Source organism: Agromyces sp. P1_H4 (assembly GCF_056405255.1).
Genome location: NZ_JBFUCL010000148.1, coordinates 1 through 8657 on the forward strand (window position 1 = coordinate 1; position 8657 = coordinate 8657).

At 71.3% G+C, this 8657-nt stretch carries 11 protein-coding genes and 1 pseudogene; 6 read left to right on the top strand and 6 right to left on the bottom strand.

Going from position 1 to position 8657, the window contains the following annotated elements; genetic code table 11:
* Positions 1-7: 7 nt before the first annotated feature.
* Positions 8-535 (top strand): annotated as a pseudogene (rplA, locus tag AC1DY2_RS10470) (50S ribosomal protein L1); the annotation flags it as partial.
* A 115-nt stretch (positions 536-650) separates the two neighbouring features.
* On the opposite strand, the gene AC1DY2_RS10475 reads toward rplA, so the two are convergent.
* Positions 651-1172 carry a dihydrofolate reductase family protein gene (locus AC1DY2_RS10475; protein WP_476762373.1) on the bottom strand — a complete coding sequence of 174 codons (522 nt, stop codon included), beginning with the start codon at positions 1170-1172 and terminating at the stop codon, positions 651-653.
* A gap of 96 nt (positions 1173-1268) precedes the next feature.
* Between AC1DY2_RS10475 and AC1DY2_RS10480 the strand changes: the two genes are divergently transcribed.
* On the top strand, positions 1269-1754 hold the full coding sequence (locus AC1DY2_RS10480) for a winged helix-turn-helix transcriptional regulator (RefSeq protein ID WP_476762374.1): 486 nt from the start codon (positions 1269-1271) through the stop codon (positions 1752-1754).
* A 24-nt stretch (positions 1755-1778) separates the two neighbouring features.
* On the opposite strand, the gene AC1DY2_RS10485 is transcribed toward AC1DY2_RS10480, so the two are convergent.
* The 4 genes from AC1DY2_RS10485 to AC1DY2_RS10500 form a co-directional block, all read right to left on the bottom strand.
* Complete coding sequence (locus AC1DY2_RS10485; RefSeq protein WP_476762375.1) at positions 1779-2396, bottom strand: TetR/AcrR family transcriptional regulator; 618 nt, start codon at positions 2394-2396, stop codon at positions 1779-1781.
* 64 nt (positions 2397-2460) lie between these two features.
* A complete protein-coding gene (locus AC1DY2_RS10490) occupies positions 2461-2820 on the bottom strand; it encodes an SPW repeat domain-containing protein (RefSeq protein ID WP_476762376.1) in 360 nt (119 codons plus the stop codon).
* 142 nt (positions 2821-2962) lie between these two features.
* Entirely contained in the window at positions 2963-3193 is a 231-nt protein-coding gene (locus AC1DY2_RS10495; RefSeq protein ID WP_476762377.1) for a hypothetical protein, read from the bottom strand.
* A gap of 104 nt (positions 3194-3297) precedes the next feature.
* Positions 3298-3567, bottom strand: a complete 270-nt coding sequence (locus AC1DY2_RS10500; protein ID WP_476762378.1) for an acylphosphatase — start codon at positions 3565-3567, stop codon at positions 3298-3300.
* Positions 3568-3641: 74 nt separating this feature from the next.
* Between AC1DY2_RS10500 and AC1DY2_RS10505 the strand changes: the two genes are divergently transcribed.
* The gene (locus AC1DY2_RS10505) at positions 3642-3956 is read left to right on the top strand and encodes a hypothetical protein (RefSeq protein WP_309974514.1); all 315 of its coding nucleotides are present in this window, start codon (positions 3642-3644) and stop codon (positions 3954-3956) included.
* A gap of 57 nt (positions 3957-4013) precedes the next feature.
* The gene (locus AC1DY2_RS10510; RefSeq protein ID WP_476762379.1) at positions 4014-4370 is read left to right on the top strand and encodes an iron chaperone; all 357 of its coding nucleotides are present in this window, start codon (positions 4014-4016) and stop codon (positions 4368-4370) included.
* A gap of 102 nt (positions 4371-4472) precedes the next feature.
* Here AC1DY2_RS10510 and AC1DY2_RS10515 read toward each other — a convergent pair whose 3' ends face one another.
* Positions 4473-5837 carry an NAD-dependent succinate-semialdehyde dehydrogenase gene (locus tag AC1DY2_RS10515; protein WP_476762380.1) on the bottom strand — a complete coding sequence of 455 codons (1365 nt, stop codon included), beginning with the start codon at positions 5835-5837 and terminating at the stop codon, positions 4473-4475.
* A gap of 200 nt (positions 5838-6037) precedes the next feature.
* On the opposite strand from AC1DY2_RS10515, the gene AC1DY2_RS10520 reads away from it, so the two are divergent.
* Positions 6038-7198: a CaiB/BaiF CoA transferase family protein gene (locus AC1DY2_RS10520; protein WP_476762381.1), complete on the top strand. Its 1161-nt coding sequence runs from the start codon at positions 6038-6040 to the stop codon at positions 7196-7198.
* Entirely contained in the window at positions 7195-8394 is a 1200-nt protein-coding gene (locus AC1DY2_RS10525; RefSeq protein ID WP_476762382.1) for an acyl-CoA dehydrogenase family protein, read from the top strand. Before AC1DY2_RS10520 ends, AC1DY2_RS10525 begins: the two co-directional genes overlap by 4 nt.
* The last annotated feature ends 263 nt before the right edge of the window (positions 8395-8657 follow it).

Consider the following 8657-nt stretch of genomic DNA (forward strand, 5'->3'; position numbering starts at 1 on the left):
CCGCTAGGCCGACCAGTTGGTGCGCGGCACCGTCATCCTCCCGCACGGCACCGGCAAGACCGCCCGCGTCATCGTGTTCGCGACCGGCCCCGCGGCCGAGGCTGCGATCGCGGCGGGCGCCGACGAGGTCGGCGGCGCCGAGCTCATCGAGAAGGTCGCCGGCGGCTACACGTCGTTCGACGCGGCCGTCTCGACGCCCGAGCTCATGGGCCAGGTCGGCCGTCTCGGCAAGGTGCTCGGCCCCCGTGGCCTCATGCCCAACCCGAAGACCGGCACCGTGACCCCCAACCCCGCGAAGGCGGTCGAGGAGATCAAGGGCGGCAAGATCGAGTTCCGCGTCGACAAGCACGCCAACGTGCACTTCGTCGTGGGCAAGGCCTCGTTCTCGAACGAGCAGCTCGAGGAGAACGCCAAGGCCGCCCTCGAAGAGGTCGTGCGCCTCAAGCCGTCGAGCGCCAAGGGCCGCTACATCCAGAAGGGTGCCGTGTCGACCACGTTCGGCCCCGGCATCCCGCTGGACGTCAACGCCATCTGAGTCGCCTGACTCGTCACGAAGGGCCCGCCGGTGCATCCGGCGGGCCCTTCGTCGTTCGCGCTGACCCGCTCGGGTCGATCCACGACGGACGCCGGGGCGCTGGACCCGACGGCGATCACGCCGCCGGCTCGAAGCGCAGATCGACGACCGAGCGGGACGAATCGAGGTGGCGCAGGGGAACCGCCGCAGCGCCGGGCGCATCGTAGAGTCGCACGCCGTCTCCCAGGAGCACCGGCGCAAGGTGGAGGTCGAATTCGTCGAGCATGCCAAGTTCGAGGGCCTGTCTGCCGATGCCGGGTGAGAAGATCTCGACGTTCTTGCCTCCCGCGGCCGCTCGAGCCTGCTCGATGGCGGTGGCGAGGTCGTCGACATAGCTCACACCGTCAGCGGGCCGGCCGTCCGCCGGGTGGTGGGTGAGCACGAACACCGGGCCCGCCCACGCGCCCCCGTATGGGCGATGCGCACTGATCGCCTCATCCCATCCGCGCCGACCAGCGATGATCGCGCCCGTCGAGGCGACGTAGCGATCGATGAGCCCCGGCGGCACGCTGATGCCGGCCAGCCACGACATGTCGTGCCCTCGCCCTGCGACGAATCCATCCAGCGACATCGTGAAGTGGCAGACGATCCTGCTCATGTTGAATCCCCGTTCCAAAGTGATTGCGATTTGCAATCGGAACGTACCAGAAGTGATTGCGATCTACAATCATTTAGAAGTCGCGAGGAGGTGCGGATGAGAGGCTCGCCCCGGTCGGGCTGCCCCATCAATGCGGCCGTCGAAGTGCTCGGCGATCCGTGGGTGATGCTCATCCTGCGCGACATGGTGTTCGGTCGCCGCCGACGCTTCCGAGAGCTGCTCAACGGCTCCATCGAGGGGATCGCCTCCAATATCCTGAGCGCCCGGCTCAAGCGCCTGGTCGCCGTTGGGCTGCTCTCCCAGGAGCAGTCGGCGCGAGGACAACGCGCCGCCTACTCGCTCACCGAGGCGGGTATCGACGCGGTCCCGGTGATGGTCGCCCTGGGCACTTGGGGGCTGGCACACAGCCAGGGTGAGGCCGCGCTGCGGGCTCGGGCCGAGATGCTGCGCGATGGTGGGCCCGAGGTCATCGCGCAGTTCATGGAGGAGTTGCGCGAGGAGCACCTCGGAGTGCCGCTGGGCGATCCCGGTCGGGAACGGATCGGCGAGCAATTGGCCGAGGTCCGGTCCGATACGGCGTGAGGTCTTCGACGCGCCGCCCAGCGCTCAGGCGAGGGCCGTGGATCCGAGTCCGGCGCAGATCAGCTCGGCGAGCGCCCGGAGGTCGATCCCCGGCTCGTCCGCGCGAGGCTCTTCGGCTTCGGTCGCGGCGTCGGCTTCAGCCGGATCCAGGTGGCCGGCCAGCACCCGGTTCGTGAGGATGGCCACCCAGGCCGCGGCCGCCGCACGCAGCCGGCGAGCCGCGATCGGGCGGCGCATGCTGCCGCGCAGCACGCGTTCGACGACAGCCTGGACCTGCCCGTGGTGCTCCCGCAGGCCGGCCCCGACCTCGGGGTGGGTGCGATGCTCGCGCCAGATGATGACGCGCAGCACCGGCGATTCGGCCTGGATCTCGCTGAGCCGGTCCGCCAGGTTGAGCAGGGCTCCCACAGGGTCGCCCGGCTCGATCAGCGCGTCAGCGTCGAGCGGCTCGGGGTCGAGCCGCTCCGCCACGAGCGCCCGCAACAGGTCGGGTTTGGAGGGGAAGTAGTAGAAGAGCAGCCMCTTCGGGACCGCGGMGACCTCGGCGATGCTCGAGGTGGGCGTGGCGTCGAAGCCGCGCTCGGCGAACAGCCCCTCGGCGGCGTCGAGGATGCGGACACGGGCCCCGTGATGCGCGTTCACCCGCGGGCTCCGAACGGGAAGGGGGGACGGCGGGATCGGCCGCCGCCCCCGGGGGTCGAGCGGGTCAATGGGGGATCGCGTCGTGGTGCGCCTGCATGCTCGGCCTGATGGCGAGTGCTGCGGCCACCACGGCGACCGCTCCACAGATCCACGACAACCACGCGGCGCCGAACGTCGTCGCGTCGGCGTAGCCGCCGATCCACGGTGAGATGATCAGCAGAAGACCCAGAGCGCCCTGCACGTACTCCATGGCGACGAGGCCCGGGTAGGCGAGATTCACGACGCCCGAGATGATGAGCAGCACGCCGAGCGTGACCATCATCGCGACCGAAGCGCCCATGGCCGGCACGAACATCGTCGACAGCGCGGCGACGAGACCGGCGGCGATGGCCACCCAGTCTTCCCATCGCGTCCATTTCTTCATGGCAACCAACCTCCTCGGAGACGGTGGCTCCCGATCCGGGGGTCATCTCAACGGTAGAACTGATTGACCGCCCGGTCAAGATCGGCGGACACGAAGGGTCCGCCGGTGCGTCCGGCGGGCCCTTCGTCGCTCGCGCTCGCGGTCAGTCGGGCTCGTCGCCGAGGTCGATCTCCTCGCCGGCCAGGTCGTTCTCGGCGTAGATCGGCTCCTGCTCGTGCGGCGAACCGCCGGTGGGTCCGTCGTTGCCGTCGCCGGCACCCGGCCAGACCGTCTCGCCCGCCACGGCGTCGTTCACGACGGTCTCCTGCGCGAGCTCCCGCTCCTCGATCTCGAGGTCGTCGTCGAGGCCGAATCCCTCGTTGCGGTCGGTCATGATGCTCCTCCCTCGCCGCGTGCCCGCGGCATCCGTCGCGTCAAGTCAACGCGTCGACGCGTGCCGAGTGAAGGCATTGACAGGGTGCGCCTCAGCCGATGACCTCAGCCGATGACCCGGAACCCGGGCTCGCCGAGCGGCTCGGCGTCGGCGACCTCGATCCGCTCCACTCGCGCGCCGCGCGGTCCGGTCGCGAGCCAGTCGAGCATGGCCTGCACGGCTGCGTCGTCACCCTCGACCTCGGCTTCGACGGACCCGTCGGGCCGGTTGCGGATCCAGCCCGTGGCGCCGCGGCGTTCCGCCTCGAGTCGCGCCGAGTACCGGAACCCGACGCCCTGCACGCTCCCGTGCACCACGACGCGCCGACGCAACATCCGCCCAGCGTACGCCGGGTGTTCGCGCGTCTGGAATGATCAGTGCAGGGTGATCCAGCGAAAGGGGCTCCGTGATGCAGGGCACCACACTCGAACGTGTCGTCGCGGCGCTGGAGGGCACCGGCTTCGAGCACGGGGTGATCGCCGCGGCGCCCTATCGCCGGCTCGCCACCGTCTGCGCGGCGATCGACGCCGAGCTCGACGGGGCCCCGCGCGAGTTCACCGAGCAGGAGCGCCAGGAGCAGGCGCGTCTCGTCGCGAGCGCGCAGGCCTGGGCCGCGCACGTGGCCGACGGCGGCGTGCTCACGTCGAGCGACGGCACGACGCTGGCAGGGCTCCTCCGCAATCTCGCCGACGTGGTCAGCGCGATCGGCGCGCGCTCCAACTGAACCCGCGCAGCCCGCACCTCGCCATGCGGTCGCGTGCCCGGGCGTAGCATGGCCGCCATGGGGGAGCTGAGCGACTACATCGCAGGACTCGAGGCGCCCGACCGCGACCTCATCGAGCGCATTCGGGCGCGGGCCATGTCGCTGGTGCCCGAAGCCGCCGAGGGCGTCAGCTACGGCATGCCCGCCCTGCGATACCGCGACTCGCCGCTCGTGAGCGTGATGTCGGCCAAGGGCCACATCGGGCTCTACCCCTTCAGCCCGGCGGTCGTGACGGCGGTCTCGGGCGAGCTCGACGGGTACTCGTGGTCGAAGGGCACGATCCGGTTCACGCCCGAGCACCCACTGCCCGACTCGCTCGTCGACCGGGTCATCCTGCTGCGACGCGACGAGATCGACGCCGCGAAGAAGCGCTGAGCGCCGAGCGCAGCGCCGGCGGCCAGCACCCGAGCAGAGCGCCAGAACGACGGATGCCCCGCGGTCGGCCGGCCACGGGGCATCCGCTGCATTCGCCCGGGGTCAGCCGATGCGGATCAGCTTCTTGTTGACGAACTCGTCGGCGCCGAGGCGGCCCATCTCGCGGCCGGTGCCCGAGCGCTTGACGCCGCCGAACGGCAGCTCGGCGCCGTCGGCGAGCACGACATTGACGAAGACCATGCCGGCCTCGATGCCGTCGGCGACGCGCAGCGCCTGCTCCTGGTCGGTCGTGTAGACGTAGGAGCCCAGGCCGAACGGGATGTCGTTCGCGATGCGCACGGCCTCGTCCTCGTCCTTCGCGCGATACACCTGCGCGACCGGGCCGAAGAACTCCTCCTTCGACGCGGGGTTGTCGGACGTGACATCCGTCAGCACCGTCGTCTGGAAGAAGGCGCCGTCTCGGGTGCCGCCGTGCACGAGCGTCGCCCCGTGCTCGACCGCGCGCTGCACCTGCTCGTCGAGGCCCTCGGCGGCCTTCAGCGACGAGAGCGGGCCGAGCGCGGTCTCGGACGAGGTCGGGTCGCCGGTCTCGACCTCGGCGAGCTTGGCCGTGAACTTCTCGAGGAACGGTTCGTACAGCTCGTCGGCGACGATGAAGCGCTTCGCGGCGTTGCACGACTGGCCGTTGTTGTCGAGGCGGGCGTCGACCGCGTTCTGCACGGTCGCGTCGAGGTCGTCGGTCGACAACAGGATGAAGGGGTCGGAACCGCCGAGCTCGAGCACGACCTTCTTCAGGTGCCGGCCCGCGATCTCGGCGACCGCGGCACCCGCGCGCTCGGAGCCGGTGAGCGAGACGCCCTGCACGCGGGGATCGGCGATGACCTGCTCGATCTGGTCGTGGGAGGCGTAGACGTTCACGTAGGCGCCGGCCGGGAAGCCCGCGTCGCGGAAGATCTGCTCGATCGCCGCGGCGGACTCGGGGCACTGCTCCGCGTGCTTCAGCACGATCGTGTTGCCGATGATGAGGTTGGGGCCGGCGAAGCGGGCCACCTGGTAGTAGGGGAAGTTCCACGGCATGATGCCGAGCAGCACGCCCAGCGACGAGCGGCGGATGATCGCCGAGCCCTCGCCGGCAAGCAGCTGCACGGGCTCGTCCTTCAGGAACTCGCCGGCGTGGTCGGCGTAGTACTCGTAGATCGCACCGGCGAAGTCGACCTCGGCGAGGGCCTGCTCGATGGGCTTGCCCATCTCGCGCACGGCGATCTCGCCGAGCTCCTGGCGGCGTTCGACGTGCAGCTCGCCGACCTGGCGCACGAGGGCGGCACGGTCGGCGACCGACGTGGACTTCGACCACGTTCGGTGCGCCTCGTCGGCAGCGGCGATGGCGGACTCGAGCTCGGCATCGGTGATCGTCGGGAAGGACCTGACCGTCTCACCGGTTGCCGGATTGACCACGGCGTAACTCATGGGACTCCTCTGTCGATGGTGCACGGGGACACGCCAACCGGTCGGCGACGACGGTGCACACCTGCGACAAGCCTATGTCGCGCCGCACCGGGTGGGAATCGACGCGATGGCGGATCCGCGGCATCCGCTGGACGGCGTGTACAGCCCGCGCGCATCCGCCGCTGGGTATCGTGGCCGGTGGTCGAGCCGAGGAGGGCGACATGGCACACGGCGTGCTCGGCGGCGTTCGCGTCGCCGACTTCTCCCGCGTCCTCGCCGGCCCGTACGCCACCATGACACTCGCCGACTTCGGCGCCGACGTCGTGAAGGTCGAGCCGCCGGCGGGCGACGAGACCCGGCACTGGCATCCGCCCGTCGACGCCCAGGGGCGATCGACCTACTTCGGCAGCGTGAACCGCAACAAGCGATCGGTGGTGCTCGACCTGACGGATGCCGCGGGCCTCGCCGAGGCGCGCCGGCTCGCCACGACCGCCGACGTCGTGGTGGAGAACTTCCGCCCCGGCGTGATGGGCCGGTTCGGCCTCGGCTACGACGACGTGCGCGCCACGAATCCCCGAGTCGTGTACTGCTCGATCACGGGGTTCGGCACGGGCGACGGCGCCGCGCTCGCCGGCTACGACCTGCTCGTGCAGGCGCTCGGCGGGCTCATGAGCCTCACCGGCGAGCCCGACGGCGAACCCGCGAAGGTCGGCGTCGCCGTGGTCGACGTGCTCACGGGGCAGAACGCCGTCGCCGGCATCCTGCTCGCCCTGCGCGAGCGCGATCGCACCGGGCTCGGCCAGCACGTCGAGGTGAACCTCCTCCAGAGCCTGCTCGCCGGGCTCGTGAACCAGGCCGGGTCCACGCTCGCGACCGGACTGCCGCCCCAGCGGCTCGGCAACCGCCACCCGAGCATCGCCCCCTACGCCGTGTTCCCCGCCGCCGACCGCGACCTCGTGATCGCCGTCGGCAACGACCGGCAGTTCCGCGCCCTCGCGTGGCTGCTCGGCACCCCCGCCCTCGCCGACGACCCCCGGTACGCCGAGAACTCCGCCCGCGTCGCGCACCGCGACCACCTGCATGCCGAGCTCGAGGCCGTGCTCGGGACGGCTCCGGCCGCGGAGTGGGTGGAGCGCTGCCGCGGCGCCGGCGTGCCCGCCGGGCTCGTGAACGACGTCGCCGAGGCCTTCTCGTTCGCGGAATCGCTCGGGCTCGAGGCCGTCGCGTCCATCGGCGAAGCGGATGCCGCGCACCGCTCGGTCGCGAACCCGATCGGCCTCGGCGCATCCGCTCCTCGATACCTCACCCCGCCGCCCGCACTCGGGGCCCATGACGGGGCCGACTGGCTCGACGCCCACGACCGAACGAAGGACCCCGCATGACCCCGACCGCCCCGCGCATCGACGCCGTGTTCGACCTCGACGCGCTGCTCACCGACGACGAGCTGGCGTGGCGCGACCGTGCCCGCGCGTTCGCCCAGGAGCGCATCCTGCCCGTGATCGAGGCGGACTTCGAGGCCAAGCACTTCCGGCAGGAGCTCGTGCGCGAGCTCGGCGAGCTCGGCTTCCTCGGCATGCACCTCACGGGCTACGGATGCGCCGGCGCGGGCGCCGTGGCGTACGGCCTCGTGTGCCTCGAGCTCGAGGCCGCCGACAGCGGCTGGCGCACGTTCGTGTCGGTGCAGGGCTCGCTGGCGATGAGCGCCATCCACACGTACGGCTCCGAGGCGCAGAAGGAGCGGTGGCTGCCCGGTATGGCCGCGGGCGAGCTGGTCGGATGCTTCGCGCTGACCGAGCCACAGGGCGGCAGCGATCCCGCCGCCATGACCACGGTCGCGCGGCGCGAGGGCGAGGAGTGGGTGCTCGACGGCGCCAAGCGCTGGATCGGCCTCGCGTCGCTCGCCGACGTCGCCGTGGTCTGGGCGCGCGTCGACGACCCGGCGGGGGAGTTCGGGGCGGGCGCGAGCGCCGTGCGGGGATTCCTCGTGCCGACGTCCACCGCCGGGTTCACCGCCACGCCCATCGACGGCAAGCTCTCGATGCGGGCGTCGGTGCAGTGCGACGTGTCGCTCGACGGGGTGCGCCTGCCGGCGGAGGCCATGCTGCCCGGGGCATCCGGACTCTCGGGGCCGTTCGGCTGCCTCAACGAGGCCCGCTACGGGATCGTCTGGGGCGCGATGGGCGCAGCGCGGTCGTGCCTCGAGGCGGCACTCGACCGTTCGGTGAGCCGAGAGGTGTTCGGCCGGCCGATCGGCGCGAACCAGCTCACCCAGGCCAAGCTCGCCGACATGTTCGTCGAGGTCGAGAAGGGCATCCTGCTCGCCCTGCACCTCGGCCGGCTCAAGGAGCGCGGCGCACTCACGCCGGCGCAGATCAGCGTCGGCAAGCTGAACAGTGTGCGCGAGGCCCTCGAGATCGCCCACCAGGCCAGGTCGATCCTCGCGGGCGACGGCATCACCGATGCGTTCCCCGTGATGCGGCACGCCGCGAACCTCGAGTCGGTGCGCACCTACGAGGGCACCGACGAGATCCACCAGCTCGTGCTGGGCCGGGCCCTGACCGGACTCGCCGCGTTCTAGGCGGGCATCGTCCGCCGCCGGATCCGGAACCGCCGGATTCGGAACCAGGCGGAAGACGGGGTAGAAATGACAGGCCCGGCGACGAAGCCGGGAAACGAACCAAGGAGAACCCGATGAAGGCAACGGAGCCTCGTCTCACCCGAGCCGTCGTGGAGTGGACCGGCTGGGGCACCACCCCCGAGCCCGCCCGCGACGACGCCCGCGTCATCGCGCGATTCGGCCACGCGGCCGGACCGGCGCTCGCCAAGGCCGCCCGCCGGCTC

Excerpts from the sequence above, each read along its gene's own strand:
- AC1DY2_RS10520 (WP_476762381.1), top strand. The coding sequence starts at position 6,038 with ATGGCACACGGCGTGCTCGGCGGCGTTCGCGTCGCCGACTTCTCCCGC.
- AC1DY2_RS10480 (WP_476762374.1), top strand. The coding sequence starts at position 1,269 with ATGAGAGGCTCGCCCCGGTCGGGCTGCCCCATCAATGCGGCCGTCGAA.
- AC1DY2_RS10495 (WP_476762377.1), bottom strand. The coding sequence starts at position 3,193 with ATGACCGACCGCAACGAGGGATTCGGCCTCGACGACGACCTCGAGATC.
- AC1DY2_RS10475 (WP_476762373.1), bottom strand. The coding sequence starts at position 1,172 with ATGAGCAGGATCGTCTGCCACTTCACGATGTCGCTGGATGGATTCGTC.
- AC1DY2_RS10510 (WP_476762379.1), top strand. The coding sequence starts at position 4,014 with ATGGGGGAGCTGAGCGACTACATCGCAGGACTCGAGGCGCCCGACCGC.
- AC1DY2_RS10525 (WP_476762382.1), top strand. The coding sequence starts at position 7,195 with ATGACCCCGACCGCCCCGCGCATCGACGCCGTGTTCGACCTCGACGCG.
- AC1DY2_RS10505 (WP_309974514.1), top strand. The coding sequence starts at position 3,642 with ATGCAGGGCACCACACTCGAACGTGTCGTCGCGGCGCTGGAGGGCACC.
- AC1DY2_RS10515 (WP_476762380.1), bottom strand. The coding sequence starts at position 5,837 with ATGAGTTACGCCGTGGTCAATCCGGCAACCGGTGAGACGGTCAGGTCC.
- AC1DY2_RS10500 (WP_476762378.1), bottom strand. The coding sequence starts at position 3,567 with ATGTTGCGTCGGCGCGTCGTGGTGCACGGGAGCGTGCAGGGCGTCGGG.
- AC1DY2_RS10490 (WP_476762376.1), bottom strand. The coding sequence starts at position 2,820 with ATGAAGAAATGGACGCGATGGGAAGACTGGGTGGCCATCGCCGCCGGT.